Annotated in this window: 12 protein-coding genes; 3 read left to right on the top strand and 9 right to left on the bottom strand. The window is 68.0% G+C overall.

Annotation, left to right across the window (positions count from 1 at the left end):
• Positions 1-52: 52 nt before the first annotated feature.
• Positions 53-2,458, top strand: coding sequence for a hypothetical protein (locus QZX93_RS04540; RefSeq protein ID WP_295392401.1), 2,406 nt, complete (start codon positions 53-55; stop codon positions 2,456-2,458).
• Positions 2,459-3,009: 551 nt separating this feature from the next.
• The gene (locus QZX93_RS04545; RefSeq protein ID WP_295392403.1) at positions 3,010-3,387 is read left to right on the top strand and encodes a profilin; all 378 of its coding nucleotides are present in this window, start codon (positions 3,010-3,012) and stop codon (positions 3,385-3,387) included.
• Between the two features lie 5 nt (positions 3,388-3,392).
• On the opposite strand, the gene QZX93_RS04550 is transcribed toward QZX93_RS04545, so the two are convergent.
• Positions 3,393-4,109, bottom strand: coding sequence for a GDSL-type esterase/lipase family protein (locus QZX93_RS04550; RefSeq protein ID WP_295392404.1), 717 nt, complete (start codon positions 4,107-4,109; stop codon positions 3,393-3,395).
• 252 nt (positions 4,110-4,361) lie between these two features.
• Complete coding sequence (locus tag QZX93_RS04555) at positions 4,362-6,539, bottom strand: hypothetical protein (RefSeq protein ID WP_295392405.1); 2,178 nt, start codon at positions 6,537-6,539, stop codon at positions 4,362-4,364.
• A gap of 243 nt (positions 6,540-6,782) precedes the next feature.
• On the opposite strand from QZX93_RS04555, the gene QZX93_RS04560 reads away from it, so the two are divergent.
• Positions 6,783-7,295: a hypothetical protein gene (locus QZX93_RS04560; protein WP_295392406.1), complete on the top strand. Its 513-nt coding sequence runs from the start codon at positions 6,783-6,785 to the stop codon at positions 7,293-7,295.
• 6 nt (positions 7,296-7,301) lie between these two features.
• On the opposite strand, the gene QZX93_RS04565 is transcribed toward QZX93_RS04560, so the two are convergent.
• The 7 genes from QZX93_RS04565 to QZX93_RS04595 form a co-directional block, all read right to left on the bottom strand.
• Complete coding sequence (locus QZX93_RS04565; protein ID WP_295392407.1) at positions 7,302-8,096, bottom strand: sulfite exporter TauE/SafE family protein; 795 nt, start codon at positions 8,094-8,096, stop codon at positions 7,302-7,304.
• A gap of 2 nt (positions 8,097-8,098) precedes the next feature.
• Entirely contained in the window at positions 8,099-9,055 is a 957-nt protein-coding gene (locus QZX93_RS04570; protein ID WP_295392408.1) for a methyltransferase domain-containing protein, read from the bottom strand.
• Between the two features lies 1 nt (position 9,056).
• The gene (locus tag QZX93_RS04575) at positions 9,057-10,478 is read right to left on the bottom strand and encodes a cytochrome P450 (protein ID WP_295392409.1); all 1,422 of its coding nucleotides are present in this window, start codon (positions 10,476-10,478) and stop codon (positions 9,057-9,059) included.
• Entirely contained in the window at positions 10,469-11,632 is a 1,164-nt protein-coding gene (locus QZX93_RS04580) for a glycosyltransferase (RefSeq protein WP_295392410.1), read from the bottom strand. Before QZX93_RS04580 ends, QZX93_RS04575 begins: the two co-directional genes overlap by 10 nt.
• Positions 11,633-11,692: 60 nt before the next feature.
• Positions 11,693-12,868 carry an SAM-dependent methyltransferase gene (locus QZX93_RS04585; RefSeq protein WP_295392412.1) on the bottom strand — a complete coding sequence of 392 codons (1,176 nt, stop codon included), beginning with the start codon at positions 12,866-12,868 and terminating at the stop codon, positions 11,693-11,695.
• Between the two features lie 161 nt (positions 12,869-13,029).
• Positions 13,030-14,178, bottom strand: coding sequence for a hypothetical protein (locus tag QZX93_RS04590; RefSeq protein ID WP_295392414.1), 1,149 nt, complete (start codon positions 14,176-14,178; stop codon positions 13,030-13,032).
• On the bottom strand, positions 14,163-17,087 hold the full coding sequence (locus tag QZX93_RS04595; RefSeq protein ID WP_295392416.1) for a right-handed parallel beta-helix repeat-containing protein: 2,925 nt from the start codon (positions 17,085-17,087) through the stop codon (positions 14,163-14,165). Before QZX93_RS04595 ends, QZX93_RS04590 begins: the two co-directional genes overlap by 16 nt.
• Positions 17,088-17,246 lie beyond the last annotated feature (159 nt).

Consider the following 17,246-nt stretch of genomic DNA (forward strand, 5'->3'; position numbering starts at 1 on the left):
TGAATCCTCGATTGAATAATCCGTGCCGTTCGCGGAATTCAGGTCAAGCAATATGTCCAGACCCACGCTCCTGATCGGCTTCGGCGCCTACGGCCTGGAGGCCTTGCAGCGGCTGCTGCACCAGTCGGCCCTGCGCGGCGTGCTGCGGTGGCAGGAGACCCAGGGCGGCGGTGTCGCCTCGGCGCGGCGCCAGTTGCAGGACTTGGCCCTGCTCGCGTTGCCCGATCCATTCGAGCGCTCGGGCGAGGGCACGGTCGCTGCCGCCGCCGGTGCGCCGCAATTCTTGACCGACCTCTATCGCCAGATTCAAGGGCCGGCGGCTAACGTGCGCGCGACGCCCGATGAGGTCGCGCTGCGGGTGCGGCGGATTGCCGATGAGTTGGTCGCCCAGACCAGTTTCGAGCGCAGCGACGGTGTGGGTCTCGACCTCATCTGTCTGGCGCGTCCGGGTGTGCCGGATGCGATCCCGCACCTGGACATCCTGCTCCAGCACTGTCTGGAGTCCCTGGCCGATTCGAGCTTCTTCAAGGTGGCGGTGCAGGGGGCCGAGAATCTCAACTGTATCCTGATCCTTGACTTCGAGGACTACTGGCAGGGGACCGGCACGGCGGCGGCGGTCGAGACCGCCCGTGCCCTGCGCGCGGCCCTGCGCAACTCCATGCAGAGTTGGGAGCGCCGCCGCGCGCTGCGTCAGGTGGCCGTGGATCGCTGCTATCTGGTGGACGGGCGCACCGCGGTCGGTTACCGGCCGCCCCATGTGCGACTCGACGAGGCGGAGCTCTTTCTGGAATTGCTGTTGTTCGAGGGCCTGCGCACCAGCAAGCAGGCGCTGTATCAGCAACCATCGCTGATTCAACCGGTCGCGGCCACCTTCGGTATCCGGCTGCTGGAGGAGACCACCCTGGTGTTGAGCCGCGAGGCGGCGGCCACCTTCGGGCTGCGCTGGCTCGATGCGCTGATCGGCGATCGGGGGCCGTGCCCGGATCGCGAGGCCCGGCGGGTGCGCGAGACCCTGGCGCCGTTGAGCGCAGCGCTGCTGGAGCGGCGCTTAGACGATGGCCAGTTGGAGCCACTCTTCGAGGCGCGTGCCGAGGCCTTGGTCAGTGCATTGATGGCCGTGCCGGAGCGCGAAGCCGCGGATTGGCCCCAGCGGGTCCAAGAGGTCTTTGCGCGTGAGCGTCAAGCGCTGCGTCAGGCCCTGGAGCGGTCTGCCTGGGAGCTGGTCAGTGCGTTCAAGGAGTCGCACCTCAATGACCTGGAGCAGCGGCTGGTGGCGGCGGTTGACGCCGACCTGCACGACGAGCGGGCGCCGGCCTCGCTGACCCTGGTGCGTGCCGCATTGGATGAAGTCCGCCAGGGGCTTGCCGCCGGGTCGCAGCGGCGCCAGGCGCCGTCTGGGCAGACCTTGGATTCCCCGCTGCACCGCCTGACCCTGCTGCATCGACAGTATCGCGATCAGCTCGACGAATGGTTGAGCAGCCAGGGTCGCGCACTGCAATGGTTTTGGCCGCTGTGTGCCTTATTGTTCGCCCTGGGGTTGGCCGAACCCTCGGTCCGGCTCGTCTATCAGATCGACCCGCCGGGCCAGCATTGGGTGGACGCGCTCGTGAATGGGTTGCGCACGCTGAATTGGCCGCTGTTCTGGACCCTGTGGTGGTTCATCTGGCTGTGGGCGGTCCTGGCGCTCCAGGTCCAGCCATTGATCACCGGGCGCATTGCGCGCGCCCAGCGCTTTTTTGTCAGTGCCCAGCGCGGACGCTTTCACGATCATCTCCGCGACCTGGTGGACCCATTACGGGAATCGGTCTTGGCGCAGGTCCGCCACAATGTGCGCTCCAGTCTCACCAATGATGTGCAAAAGACCCTTACCCGCCTCGACGAGCGCCTGGCGGAGCGCGGACGGGAGATGACCTGGCTGCGGCGTCAGCTCAATGAGTTCTTGCGGCTCAGTAGTCAACCGGCCATGGCGGTGCGCCAATGGGTGCGCCGTGGGGCCACGGTCGAGACCATGATGCGGCCGCGCCCGATCGAGCGGGTCTGCTATCCGCAGGACGACCTGCCCCGTCCGTTCGCCGGTTGGAGCGAACACTTCTGCGATGCCTTTCTCGATCCGCTGCGCTTCATCGATCGCCTGAGCCAGCGCTATGCGGATGCCGACGAGCAGGCGCAGGAGCGGCGTACCGCCGATGAGGACCAATTGCGGCGGCGCGAGCTGATCGATTTCATCGACAACAGCAAGCTGGCCCCCGCCTGCCGCTTTCTGCAGGACACCGGTGTGAGCGAGGAGCGCCGCTGGTGCATCGCCGCCCAGCGTTGGCGCAACATCCCCGGCATGGTCGATGAGATCAACAACCGGCTCGGCATCGTCAATGACGACATCACCCCCGCCGCCGATCGCTCCCGCGTCTATCTGCTGGTGGTGCAGACCGGGGTGGCAGCGGTCAATCTGGAACGGTGAGCTTTTGTGGCAAGCGCAGTCATGTCACCATGACGACGCTCGCCATCGTGCATAATCCGCAGGACGAGGTGAAGACCGGAACCTTGCATGCGATGCGCAAGCCGCTTGGCCTGACGCTGACCGATCTATAGCGAGGTCCCGATGAATTTCGTATATCCGGTGACCTTGACCCCGGACCCCGATGGCGGGCTGGCCATCGGTGCGGTTCGCTCCCGCTCGCCGCACCCTACGCGCGCTCCCCGGCATATCCCGCGAAATGAGTCTACTGTCCCCGGAATTCGCGGAAGGGAGTCGCTCCGCGGCGCATGACCCGTTGCCAGGCACGCCTCCCCGCCGAGATATCCGTGGTACGTCCCCTATTTCGCCGCTATTTCGCCCGTCCCGCCCCGTCGGCTCCCGCTGGGGCTTGCCACGCCCCTCCGGGCGATGCTATGTTCGCCCTGCCTCAGCCGCCCGTGCGGTTGAACGCCCTAACCCTAGCCCCGCTCGTGATCTACCCCCGGAAGAAACCCCAAACCAAAACCCTCAGCCCCCAATGCACGGAGAACACAATGTCCTGGCAAGCATACGTCGATAATAACCTCGTTGGTGCTGGTCTGAAGCAAGCCGCCATCTTTGGCCACAATGGCACCTGCTGGGCCGCTTCCACTGGATTCAATGTGACTGAGACTGAGGCCGCTGCCCTCTGCGCTGCCTACACCGATCCCAGCGGCATTCGTGCCAGGGGCCTCTTCCTTGAAGGCGTCAAGTACTTTACCCTCAGGGCCGATGACCGCTCCGTCTACGGCAAGAAGGGTCCTGGTGGTGTCGTCGCTGTCAAGACCCTCCAGGCCATCCTCATTGGCATCTATGATGAGAAGACCCAACCTGGCCAAGCTGCCAACATTGTTGAGAAGCTGGCTGACTACTTGATCGATCAAGGCTACTAAAGAGGTTAGGACTCGCTGTCACTGCTGGTGCCTGGCACCGATTCCGATGCTTCGATTTCGCCCAGCATCTCAGCGACGGATGCTTCGATGGCCTGCGCCCAGATTTCGTAGCCCTTTTCGTTCGGATGCAATGCGTCGGGGATGATCGACCTGCGCATCACGCCGCCTGCTTCGAGGAACTTCGGGCCGATGTCCAGGAAGCGAACCATCTTGCCGTCGGCCAGCTTGGCGATGAGACCGTTGACCGTATCCAACTTGGCGCGGAGTTCGCCGGGCTTCTCTTCGCGCGGGAGGATGGCGAGAAGCAGTATTTTGGTATTCGAGAGTTTGTCGCGGAGCGTCTTCACAATTGCCGTGACGCCTGCGGCAATCTCCTCGGGCTTGTGGGAGTCGGCATTGTTGGTGCCAATCATGAGTACCGCCAGCTTGGGCGAGATGCCGTCGATATTCCCATTGTCCAATCGCCACAGCACGTGTTGCGTATGGTCGCCACTGATCCCCAGATTCAGGGCCTTGCGATTGGCGTAGAACTTGTCCCAGACGGCCTTGCCGTAAGCGCTCCATCCCTGCATGATACAATCGCCGATGAAGATCATATCGACATCGCCCATTTTGACCCGATCGCTCATGGATTGATGGCGCGCCTTCCACCAGTCGTCGGCGCGAGGCGCCGCATTGATCGCGGAGTTCTGTGCGTATGCGCCCGCAGGGGAAGGGTTCATTTTCGATTCTCCTTCAGGAAAAGCAGGAAAACCCGAGGCGCGCAGCGCCTAACACATGCGTGCCACGGCTGGGAAATAGGGGAGGTGCCACGATAGCTGGCAAGATACTGCGTGCGCGCGGCAACTGTTTCGGTCTGTGTCGGTCTATCTCTCCAGATCATCCGCCGGGTGATCTGGCGCAATGCCGAGACCACCCACTGAAAACCCTTGGCGAGCTTGGCGCCTTGGCGTGAGAATCTGCCCTTCCCAGGTTCAGGGCGATGCCGGCGCGGCGGCGCCCGCGGCCGCCAGTTGGCGGGTCCGCTCCGCCAGCGGCTCGTCGACGATCAGCTCGAAATAGTGCCGCCGGTCGGGTTCCACCGGTCCCACGGTGTCGCCGTTCCAGTCACGCACCGGGGCGTGGCGCAACTCAATCCAGTGCGTGAGGCCGGCGTCGTCGCGATAGCCGCCGCTGAAGAACAGACAGTCCGCGGCCGGCGGATCGGGCAGGTGCAACTGGGTGAGGGGCAACTCCTCCTGGAGTTTGCGGAAGGCGTCCGCGTCGAGCTTGACGCCGTTGACGTTGTAGTTGAGCAGGTCGCGACCCGGCCCCGCGCGCTCACCGATCACCGCGTCGCGCACGACCGCCACTCGGAAGGCGGGGCTGACGGGCAGGAAGCCGGAGCGCAACAGGAGCCCGGAGCAGGATGAGAGCCGGTCCGCCTGGTTGATGGCGCTGGAGATCATGATGGGACGCCCCTCGTCATAGAGGAAGTTGGGTTCCCGACGGGCGAATGAGATGCCGAGCCCCAATTCCAGTTCGGGCAGCCCGAGCGCGCGGTTGCGGACGTTTTGCTGGTTGACGACCTCGAGGATCTGGCGTGCCAGGCGGCAGGCGCGGGCCACCGCGCGGCCCTGGCCGTCGTCGTCCGCGTACTCGTAGAGCGCCAGGATCACCGCGTCGCCCTCCACGAACAGCTTTTCGGCCGCGAACCCGGCGAGCAGCCGGTTGACCGGATCGAAAAAGTTCAGGCTGAAGTGGGAGGCGGGGTTGAGCCCGCGCGCGCGCAGTTCCTCGGTGATCAGGGTGGAGCCGCGCACGTCCGCCTTGAGCACTGCATGTGAGCGAATGCGCCGCGGCGCGAGGCTGTCCGCGCCGCCCTCGCCGGCGCAGAGAAACGCATTGAGGCTGGCGTTTGAGCGGGAGAGTCGGAGCTCGTCCGCGCCCTCCAGCAGGTGGATGGCGTCCAGGGTCTCGAAGGTCTTGTAGGCGAGTTTGAGTCCTCGGCGCAGCCGCAGGAAGTCCACCAGATAGTGGCCAATCAGTGCCAGGGCCGCGGCCGGGGTCTGGCGTTGACGCGCCGCCCGCAGGTGCTCCAGGGTCCGCAGGAGGGGGGCGGGGTCGGCGTGCCCGGTGGCGAGTGCCTGTTCGAGCTGGTGCCGGTTCAGTCGGCCGTCCGCCGCGTCCAGGACCAGTGGCAGCGGCAGCGTCTGGCCGAGCTGGGAGCGCAGGGAGGGCAGGGCATAGACGATCTCGATGACCCGGCGCCGTCCGTGGGCCGCCAACCCGGCCGCCAGTTGCCCCAACAGGTCGCGCTGGAAGGCGCTCCAGTCAGGCTCACCGCCCGGCGCTCCGCGGTCCCCGCGGTCCCCGCGGTTCAGGATCAGGCGCAGGTTGTCCGGTTCGTCGAGCCAGGAGGTCAGCCCCTGGCGGTATTCTGCCCGTGGCACGAACCCATCGAGTAGGGCCGCGGTGGGGAGCAGGCCGCGCGGCTGGTCCTGCGCCCGTTCCTGCGGTGCGTTGGTGTCCGCGGACACCGCTGCGGCGGTCAGCCACCCCGGCAGCCAGGGTGCGAAGGTCTGGGTCACGGTGTGCGCGGTCTGCGCCAGCCAGTCGCCGATGGCGGACCCGGCGAGCCAACCCAGTGGATCGTCGGTAGTCAGGGCTGGCCCGTCTCCGGGCTCGGCGACAAACAGGAGTGGGTTGAACAGCAATGTCTCGCCGACCGTCCACTGTGGCGCCAGGGGCGCGCCCGGCGGGGTGCAGAGCTCGCGTAACAGGCGTTGCCCGACCCGCCGTTGGGTCTGCGGTGACTGGGTCTCGGTCGCCACCAGTTGCAGCAGGCATTTGAGCAGGGCGAACTGGAGCAGGAGCGCTGCCTCGCCCGGGCGCTCCCCGGGGTGCCGGGCAAGGGCGGCATCGACCAGGTGCCGAGCGGTGTCGCGCAGGGCGGTCAGGTCCGCGGTGTCGGCCACGGGTACATGGTCGGCCGCCTCCTCGCGCACCAGTGTGCCCACACGCTCCGCTGCCAGGGCGCGCAAGCGGGGGCTCAACAGACAGTCGATGCGCGTGTTGTCGATCCCCTTGCCGAAGGCCGCCAGTGAGAGGGTCCAGGGGGCGGGGCGGGTCAGGGGTGCGCTAAATTCGGCAAGGCTGGGGCGCCAGGGCATCGTCTCGGCCAGTTCGGTTGCGGTTGACTCAGGGTCGGTCGGCGGTACGTGCTGTCCGCTGGGGATCGATCCGCGGCGCGGCCCGGGGCGGCGGTCGCTGCACCTGGGGTGCAGTGAACGGGCGAACAGTGGATCATACCTGTATTGTGCCGCGGCGGGCGCCGAATGACCCGGTTCGGTCTATGTCTCGGCTGGGCCGTCCGATCGTCGTCCACGCAACGCTAACCATTTGGTATCGAGTCCATGTCACCCGCCTTACCGTCGCTCACCAGTCTCTCCCGCGCCCTGATGCTCGCTCTGTGCCTGTGGGGCGGGGCGGCCGGGGCCCAGCAGACGCCGTCCATGGCCGATGCCATGTCACGCATGATGGAGGCCATGGGGGTATTCGGTAGCGCGGCCGGGACGACCAACCCCCCGGTCGGCGGGAGTTCGATGCAGCAGGCCGGCGAGGTCGGTCGGCGGATGATGGATGGAGTGGGCAAGGGCGCGTCGGGCGGGGCGCTCGATGGTCTATGGGAGGCGGCCGGGGGCGGGCTGCTGATCGTCCAGGGTGGCAACTACCGGCTCTATGCCCCCGATGGCGGCTACGTCGATGGGAGCATCCAGGTCGTCGGCTCAGGGGTGCGACTCGCCAACCGCCGCGTGGGGTTCGACCTGGCGTTCGAGTATGCCCTGGATCAGGGGCGGCTGGCGATGCGCGACGCGCGGGGCCAAGTCTATCTGTACCGCCGATTGGTGCTGGACGGCGGTGGCTGAGGGGCCTCAGCCGAAGGCCAGTCGCGCGGCGATCAGCAGCAGAAAGACGCCGAAGGTCCGCTTGAGCAGGGCCACCGGCAGGGTGTGGGCGAGCCGCGCGCCCAGGGGCGCGGTGGGTATGCTGGCGAGCAGCATCAGCACCACCGCCGGCCAGTAGACGAAGCCGGTGCTGGCCCCCGGCAGCCCAGTCCGACCCCAGCCCACGACCATGAAACCGATGGCCCCGGCGATGGCGATCGGGAGCCCGCAGGCGGCGGAGGTGCCCACCGCGTGACGCAGGTCCAGGCCGCAACGGGCGAGGAAGGGCACCGTCAGGGTCCCACCGCCGATCCCGACCAGGGCGGACAGGGTGCCGATGCCGCCGCCGACGGCCCACAGACCCGCGCGGCCGGGCAGGGCGCGCGGGGCGGCAGTGCGGCCCGGGATCAGCATCCGCACACCCACATAGGTGAGAAAGACGGCGAATAGCCGCTTGAGCCACAGCTCGGGCAGCACGCCGGCCACCACTGCCCCCGCCCAGGCCCCGAACACGATCCCCGGCGCCAGACCGGCGACCAGGTCCCAACGCACGCCGCCACGGCGGTGGTGGGCCAGGGTCGAGGCGGCCCCGGTGCCAACGATGGTCGCCAAGGAGGTGCCGATCGCCAGGTGCGAGACCCAGGCCCCGCCTAACCCCAAGTGGCCGAAAAGAAAGATCAGTGCCGGCACCATGACGGCGCCGCCGCCGACGCCGAAGAGCCCGGCCAGCACTCCGGAGAGTATGCCGGTGAGCAGAAAGCCTAAGAGGTCGAGCAGCGGCATGCTCAGGGCACCGCCGCCCGGTCAGGCTTGCGGGCGACCAGGATGACATTGCAGGGTCGGCCACTCGCCGGCGGGGGGAACAGACGGTTGGCCATCCGGCCCAGCAGATAGCTCAGGATGAGATTCAGATGCCAGGACCAGCGGTGGGCGAAATAGCGCTCGTCGCGTCCGCGCCCCGGGCGCACCAGCGTAAAACGACGCATCCAGAAGATAATCGCCTCATGCGCAGAATAGGCCACCTCCGTGATCTCAACCGACGTCAGTCCCAGTTCCGCGGCGAGGGCGGCAAAGGCGCCGCAGTTCCACCAAGTGAGATGATGCGGCGGGGCGTTGAGTAGCAGGTTGGGGATCTCGGTGAGCGGCGAGGGGTGCAGGGGGGCGCCGAGGATCAGGGTCCCACCCGGCTTCAGCAACTCTACCAGTTGGGCGGCAAAGGCCCTGGGGTCCACCACATGTTCGATGACCTGAAAGGCGGTGACCACATCATAGGTGCCGCGGGCCAGGGTCAGGTGCTGCTCCAGGCTCTCGCGCCGGACGGCGGGGCTGGCCCCCGGTCCTGCGTAGGGGTCGAGGCCGCGGTAGGTGCAGTGCGGCAGGTGTCCGCCCAACTCGCCGTTGCCGCAGCCGACATCCAATACCAGTGCTCCCGGGGGGATATGTCGCACCGCGTATTGGTATTCAACCCGTCCATGGGGGCGGGCACTGAGCAGGCTGTGCGCACGGTGGGCGGTGTAGAAGCGGGTGTAGAAGGCGTCGTCCCCGGCGGTGCGCGGGTGAAAGAAGTACAGGCCGGTGTCGGACTCGTAGAGTACGACCTGCCCGCTCGTGGGGAGCAGGCGGGAGACGTCGCCGGCACCGGCGAGGCGCCACATGCGGGCCAGCACGGACGCTGCGACCCCGTGGACGCGGCGTTTGGCCGGACGCCCGGTGATGGGGCAGGGCGGAAGGGTGCAGTCCATGCTAGTGTTCCCGTGGTGCGATCAGGAGGCCGAAGTCATAATCCGGGCGCGTGGTCAGGCTGCCCAGCGGGGTCGGTGCCCGGCCGCTGCTGCGTGTCAGGCGCCAGGCGCCCAGCAGTTCGTCCAGAATGGCGTACATCTCGACTTCGGCAAACCGCTTGCCCGGGCAGACCCGCGGACCCTGACCGAAGGGAATGAAGGCGGTGCGTTGCGCCATGGCCGGCGGCGGCGCGGCGGCCAGCCAGCGTGTCGGGTCGAAGGTGTCGGGGTCGGCCCACAGGGCGCGGTGCCGCTGGATGGTCCAGGGTGAGACCACCATGAAGCTGCCGGCGGGGATGGGCTTTTCGCGAAACACCACGTCCGTGGTCGTATCGCGCAGCAGGAAGGCGATCGGCGGGTAGAGGCGCAGCGCTTCCTGGATCAGTGCGCCGAGCCGTTGTTGGGCCGGGTTCGGCACCGCCTCGCGGGCGGGGGCGTCGGCGGCGTGTTCTGCCAGTAAGCGGGCGGCGGTATCCTGTTCTGCCGGGGTTCCGGACAGTTCCCAGAGCAACCAACTCAGCACGGAGGCGGTGGTCTCGTGGCCCGCCAGCAACATGACGGCGAGCTCATCGAGCACGGCCGTCTGTTTGGCCGGGTCCTGGGCCAGGCGCGTGCCGTCGTCACCCGGCAGACCGACCGTTTCCAGCAGGGCGGCGGCAAAGGGGGTGCTGCACGCGCCCGGTGCCGCGGCCATGAGCGGGGCGAGGAACCGGTTGGCGATGAGCGCGCGCATGTCGGCCCCGATCGCGGCCAGCCCCATGTCGGCGACCGCCTGCTGGCACGCCGTGGGGGTCAGCGGGCCAAGCAGGACCAGGAGCGGGTTGGCGCGCTGGTGGTACGCGAAGAACAGCTCGATGAAGCGCTGACTCTCCGCCGGGGTGAAACAGGTGCCCAGGGTGGCCGTGGTGACGACGTCGATGGTCAGGCGCGACAGTTCGCTCGGGATCGGTACCGCGGCGCCGCGGCGCTGCCAGTCGGCGAGATACTGCCGGGTGAGGTCGCGGGTGATGCGAGTCACCTCGGCCTCGGGAATCCGCGAGAGCGCGCGCACATAGGAGCGCCGTGCCTGCTTGACCGTGTCCCCGCCCGGTTGGCCAAAGACGCCGGAGCCGACCAGCGGGCGCAACAGCAGTTCCAGGGCGGCGCTCTTGGGGAAGGTGCCGGCCCGGTCGGCCAGCAGGGTGTCGGCGATGGCCAGATCATTGACCAGTGCGAGCCGCGCCTGCGGCAACTGATAGATCAGCAACTGTCGCTCCACCGGCTTACCCACGAGCAGGCGCAAGGGGTTGCCAAGCAGACGGGCCGCCGCGCGGGCCAGGTGTGGCGAGAGGATGGCCAAACGGCCGGCGAAATTCGTGATGAAGCCGGTGATGTTCAAGCCCATGGGGTGCGACTCCTGATCGAAATGTTGGCTGGGCCGTCGGCCCGGTAGACGATATGGCCCCAGCGGACGGTGCGGGCCGCGAGTGCGGCGATGACGATACTCCAGTGGAACAGATCGACCAGGGGCTTGAGCAGGGCGAGCAGCCCCTGCCCGAGACGCACCCCCGCCGTATCCGGACAACCCAGGCGTTGGGCGACCACGGATTGGACTGCCAATCCGGCCAGCGACAGGCCCAGTAGGATGCCGAGGACCAGACGGCTCGCCGCCAGGTCCAGGTGGGTGAACAGCAGGCCCCAGGTCGCTACCCGCGCGGTCAGCGCCGCGGCCGCCAGCCACCAGAGACCGGGGCGATAGATGCGGATGATTTGGTACTGCCGGCGGCCAAAGCGCCAGAGCGACGCCAAGGTGCCGTTCGTGGGGGTTGGGACCAGGAGCGCGCGGCGGGTGAGGACGCGCAGGCCGCGGGCCCCGGCCTGCTCACCCAGGGTGCAGTCGTCCGACAGGGTGCGGGCCAGGAGGCGTTCCGGTTGCAGGGTGGCCAGGGCCTGCGCCGAGAACGCGAGCGAGCCGCCCCAGACCACATTGAAGCCTCCCAGTCTGGGGAGCAGGGCAATGGCACGATCGATGCTTGCGACTAAGTGGGCGCCGAGGCGGGCGGCGGGTAGCGGCCACCGATACCCGCTCACCACATCGGCGGTGCCTTCGAGCAGGGGGGTGACGAGTGCGCAGAGCCACCAGGGTGGGGGCAGGATGTCCGCATCGAGCAAGACCACTGCCTCATCCCGGGCGTCCACCTGCCGCAAGGCGGCGATCTGGTTGGCACATTTCTGCGCGCACTGGTGCGCCGGTGCGGCCAGGACGACGTCAATGGGGAAATCGCAACGGCCCGCCAGGTCGGTGGCGCGGCGATAGGCCGGGTCGGCGCTACCCTCGACGCCAATGATCAGGCGGCGCGGCCTCAGGGTTTGCGCGGCGAGTGCGTTCAACAGGCCCTCCAGCCCCTGGGCTGCGCCCGTCAGGGGGAGGATCAGCGTCACCAGACCGTCGCGGTGCCGCGTTGGCAATTGCAGATGGTGCAGGAACAGCAGCGCCGTGTAGAACCCCAGGGCGGAGACCAGCAGGGCGGGCATACAGAGGACAAAGAAGACGATCAAGCCAATGGCCTCTGGTTCACGGATGCATGCCTGGTCAGTATCGGATGATGATTGTAGCGGTTATAACCGGTCCTGCAGGTCGCGCACCGAGAATCCGCACCAGGGGCCGGCGAGGCCGCGGCTGAGCCCGAGCACCTTGAAGCGCTCGCCCATGGCGGCGGGCAGCAGCAGTTGCTTGGCCCCGGCAATCAGGTCCATGCCTGCTGTTCCGGCGCCGGCCGCGTCCGCCATGAACCGGTCGATCCCACAGCCGATGAGAAAGTGTGCCTGGGTGGCGAAGCCGGCGAGCGTGAGCCCCGCCGCCTGCCCGGCCCGCGCCGCGGCGCTGAAGTCCACATGGGCGCCGATATCCTGCAGGCCGAGATGCCGGTAGGGATCGCCATGCGCCTGGTGGCGCCAGTGGCACATCAGGGTGCCCATGCTGCGGTCCGGCTGGTAATAGGCGGACGCCGGATAGCCGTAGTCGATCAGGAGCACGAGTCCCGCGGTGAGGCACTCGCCGAGCGCGGCGCACCACGGGTTCAGGCGCAGGTTGACCTCAGAGGCGTAGCCCGGCGCCTGGGCCAGTCCAGCCGCCTGGAGTTCGGTGATCGCTGCGGCCAGCCGCGGTGAGCGCACCGGTGCCGCGACCTCGCTCAATACGCCGTCCGCAGCGGTCACGAAGACCTCCAGCGGCTCACCCGCGGCGCCGATACGGAAGCGGTGAACCGGCATGGCGTCCAGCACCTCATTGGCCAGGACCACCCCGCGCACGCGCTCGGGCAGCCGGTCGAGCCAGTGGCAGCGTCCGGCCAGGTGCGGCACGCGGGCGGCGAGTAGTGCCCGCTGGCGTTCCTGCAGGTCCGGGCTCGGCTCCAGGATCAGATAGCGCTGGGGGAGGGCGCCCAGTTGCTCCAGGCCGGTGAGTACCGCGACGGCCAGGGCGCCGCTGCCGGCGCCGAATTCCAGCACCTCGCCCCCATTGAGACGCTCCAGGGCCTGCGCCGCCTGGACCGCGACACAGCGCCCGAACAGCGGCGACACCTCCGGGGCGGTCACGAAGTCCCCGCCCGCCCCGAACTTGGTCGCCCCCGCCACGTAATACCCAAGCCCGGGGGCGTAGAGCGCCAGCTCCATGAAGCGGTCGAAGGGTAGGAGCCCATCCGCGGCGGCGGCGATCTCGGCGCGGATCAGGTCGGTGAGACGGGCGCTATGGCTGGCCGCGTCGGCATCGGATTCGGTCTGGTGTGGGTCCATCGGCTGGGTTCGGCGAGTCTGGGGCGGCAATCCGCCGATTAGACCCGCGCCGGCCCCGGCGATGCAAACTGGATTAGATGCCGATGCCGATCCGCCGCCCGTAGGAGCGGCCCCCCGGCCGCGACGGGCCGCCGCGTGGCCAGCCTGGGTTCACCCGCTCGTCACTCGGGTGCGCCTGCCGCCTGCACCCGGACCTCTTCCAGTTCTGCCTTCAGCGCGTCGATGATCTGGGTCGCCGGCAGCAGGGTGCCGAAGGCGATGCCCTCCAATTCGAGCTGGCACATGGCGCCCACCTGTTCCTGGACCTGTTGGCGGTCGGCCTCGCCGTCCTCCAGCGTCTTGGCCAGCCGCTCCATGAATCCAGGGTCGGCGAGCAGGGATGCCTGCCGTGGTCGGTCCGCCGATGCCACCGGGGCCGATTCCAAGAGCTCCACGGCGCCCAGATAGGCGCAGTAGCAGCGTGCCGCGTCGGCGCGGCGGGTCGCGGTGTCCGGCCAAAGCCCGGCCGGCGGCGGTCCCGGCGGCGGGAGCGGTGCATCCAAGGCCCGCGCCAGCGCCAGCCAGGCCGAGTCGAGCGTCTCGCCCATGGTCTCGGCCAGGGCGCCATCGCCCGGGGTCAGTGCCAGCCGCTCCCGCACCAGGTACAGCGCCGCCTCCAGGTGCAGCGGCAACTGGGCGCCGTCCGCCCGCCGCTCCGGGCTCGGCAGCCGGTCCCCGGCCGCGCCGGACCCGGAGTCCGCGTGTCCCAGCGGATCGGCCTGCCCGGTGATCGACTCCAACACGCGCCGCAGGTTGTACGACTCGCCGCAGGCCAGTAGCCGGGTCAGATAGCCCTCGGTGGCAGCGCCGGGCACCACGCAGGCGCGCAGTGTCTCGGCCAACCTCACCCGCTTGCCCGCGTGGCCGATCAGTCGCACCCAGTAGGGTGGTCCTTCGCCGATCTTCACTGCCATGATGCCGGTGGCCCGTACCCCATACTCAAAGAGTTGCTTCACCTCTTGGTCGTCCGGTCCGCCGTCAGCGTCCGGACCCTGAAACAGTGCCCGATAGGGGCGCGTCTCCCGCTCCCAGTCCGGGCCATACTGTTTCGGGCTATCGCTCTGCTTCTTGCTCAGGGTCATAGACACCGCCGGGGTCGAGCCGAGCACCAGGGCCGGCAGCAGGTCCAGCGGTACCCAGAGCCGGTCGGCCAGTGTGCTGACGCAGGTCGTGCGTCTGTGGTCGTCCTGCTCGCAACCAAGGGTCTGCGCCAGCGCATTCAGTGCGGTCTCTTGAGCGACCCGGTTCACCGCGCCTACGTCTGGCGCCACCGGCTGGATCCGCGCGCGGCCCCCGGTTCATGGACCAGGAGCGCCCGGTCCCAAATCGGTGCCGGGCTTGGCTGCGCTGCGGCCGGTTCGGCGGGCTGGCCGCCCGGTTTTGGTGGCTGCAACTGGGGAAACCATGCCCCGACCAGGTGCGACAGGTCGCCCATTTGGGTTACCAGCAGCAGACCCTGGCGTTGCCTGGCCAGCCAGGGCAACTCCCGCAGCCAGTCAGCGTCTTCCTGCCGCGGCTGGACTGCTTTATCCTGTTTGGCCCGGGGCGCCTCATCCTGCCTGGGCAGGCGATCCAGCCCGCGCAGGACCAGCAGGGCCAAGTCGGAGCGCCGCCCCAGGTGGCCGAACAGCCGGTGCCGCAGCCAGCGCCGGCTCGCCGCCTCGTCCAGCCGGGTCATCAGTCTGGCGATATGCTTCTGGTCCACCAGGATGTCGGTCGGGTCGGCCACCACCTTCTTGACCAGTGCCAACGCCACCCCCCTGATGCCGCGCGGATGCACGTGCAGCCGCCGCGGCAACGGCAGGTTGAAGGCGTCGAGCCAGGTCGTCAGGGCCGCGACTGGCATCAGGACCCACACCACCTGATACCCGAGTTTGAGCTTGCCGAAGGCATCCCAGAGGGCATGCGCCAACTGGTGAGTCAGGGTCGGCCAGGCGCCGGGTCCCTGGTGCAAGAAACCGGTCAGTAGCTTGCCGGCGGTCGGGATGCCCAGCAGCGCCAGCCCCGCGACCAGGAGCAGCAGCGCCGGGAGCAGCAGCAGGATCAGCTTCCAACCCATCGGCAGCAGCCAGAGCTCGCGCCGGCGCTCGTGTCGGCGACCAAGCGCTTCGAGTCGCGTCCCCTCGTCCAGCAGCGCGGCGGCACCGCCCGCCGACTTGGCTTGGTCCCCACGCGACTGCTCGATGCGCCGACCGCGGTCCACCAAGATTTCTTGCTCCGCCTTTTGCCGCAGGCCATCTTTCCCGCCGGACCAGCCGGTCAGGTCTACCACCAGCGGGTCGGCCAGGCGCGGGGGCCGGTCAGGGGCGATATGGGCGTCCGCCCAGCGCCGGGTGATGGAGTGCAGGTGCTGCTCACGGTCTGCTTCCAGGCCATGCAGCCAGTGATCCAGGCTTGTCGGGCGGGCCGAGACCAGGGCCAGGTTCCAGGCCAGACCGGGGTGTTGGTGCGGCGCGGGCTGCTTCTGCCTCGGGTCTGCTCGGTTCTGCGGTGCAGTCGCCGGGGTGCGGTCGTTAGCGGGATGTGTCGGCGGGTGGACCTTATCCCATTCGTTATGAGTGACGGCCTTAAGCCATGTTTCGACGAAACCGGCCAGGGTCGCCGATAGCGGGGGCTGGGGTGGCTTCGCCGCTTTCGGCTTCCCATAGTGCCGCTTGCGCTCCAGCTTAACCCGGCCCTGTGGGTCCTGACTGTAGAAATAGACCCGTGGGGCGTTTGGATCGATCGGGCCGGTCTCCTGCACGGTGGGCGCCGCCCGCTCTGGGTCGGTGGTCCTGGCGGCCGAATCCCCGGACCAGAAGCGGCCGAAACAGTCGAGACAGCCGCTGCGTAGGAAGTCGGCCAGCGGCTCTGGGCGGTCGATGCCGAACTCGGTCAGGGCCTCGACCAGGGGCCGGTTGCGGCGGGTTGCCGGTGCGGGTGGGGAAGTGAAATGGCTGCCGACTTGGACTGAGCAGGCGGGGAGTTCGCCAAGATAGTAGCGCTTTTGATCGCGCCATTCACGTTGTTGCCGGATGGGATCGCTTACACGGTTGCCCCAGCAGTGGTTGCCCTCGGTGCTGCCGTCGGAGGAGAGGAAGTCGATGCCACCCTGCTGGTTGTCATGGCAGCGGTTGTCGATCAACTCGGCGTTTGCGGGTACGTTGCGGGTGTCGGTGCCACGTTGAATCACGATGCCGGAGCGGGTATGACTGCCCCAACAGTCGTTGTTTTCGGCGCGGCCCTGGGATGATGTGAAGAGGATGCCAGCTTCCAGATTGTGATGACAGCGGTTGCCGATCAACTCGGGGTTGGCGGGGGCATCCGGGCCGTCCCGGGCGTCGGAGTTCCGTTCAAGTGAGATGCCGGAACGCGCATTCGCCCAGCAATCGTTATCCCGGGCAATGCCTTGGGAGGATAGGAAGGTGATACCGGTCTGTTGATTGTGATGGCATTGGTTGCCGATCAAGTCGGCATTGGCGGGCGCGTTTGGAGTAATGGAATCGCGTTCGAGCGAGATGCCGGAACGCGCATTCGCCCAGCACTCGTTATCTCGGGCGAGGCCCTGGGAGGAATGAAAGGCGATGCCGTGCCGTTGATTGTGATGGCACCGGTTGCCGGTGAATCGGCAGTGGCAGGGCCGTTCAGGATGTTCGGAGTCCCTGGTTGCCCCGATTCCGGCACGTCGGTTGTTGCCGCACAGGTTCCGGTCGGCAGTGGTGTCGATGGACGATTCGATCAGTATGCCGTTGCGGCAGTCCAAGGCCCGGCAGTCCTCAATGGCGACGCCGCTGCAGAGGCGGATCAAAATCCCGTGCAGGTACTCCCCGCCGCCGCTGACTGCGCAGTCAGCGATCTTTACCCTGGTGCAGTCCACCACGAGGATCGGCGCGTCGAGGCTCTCCTCGGGAACGGTCTGCGCCCGCGGCCCCTCGCCGCCCAGGACCTCGATCCCCTCGATCACCACCCCGGCGACCCCATCGACCCGCACCGCCGACCCCTCCCCGGCCCAGATGAGGTGCGTGCCCGGGACGCCCGCCAGGGTCACGCCCCCCGGCACCCGCAGGCTGGTCGTGCCGCGATAGTCCCCCGCCGCACAGCGCACGCGCTCGCCCGGCCGCGCCCGTGCCAGCGCCGCCGCGATCCCGTCCCAGCCGTCCGCCGGGGTGCAGTCGATGATGGTCTGCTGCTGTCCAGTCATGCCCTTAAGCCCCCGCCGCGGCTCTTTGGGATCTCAGTAGGTCGGCATATTTATAAATTACATGATGTTATGACGACATGTAGGGCGTCATAGAGTCGCATAACGAGCCGCATCGACAAGCCCCTGACAGGGCTTGGAGCGATTACTGCTCTGCCGAAC

Source organism: uncultured Thiodictyon sp., from assembly GCF_903946935.1.
Lineage (GTDB): Bacteria > Pseudomonadota > Gammaproteobacteria > Chromatiales > Chromatiaceae > Thiodictyon.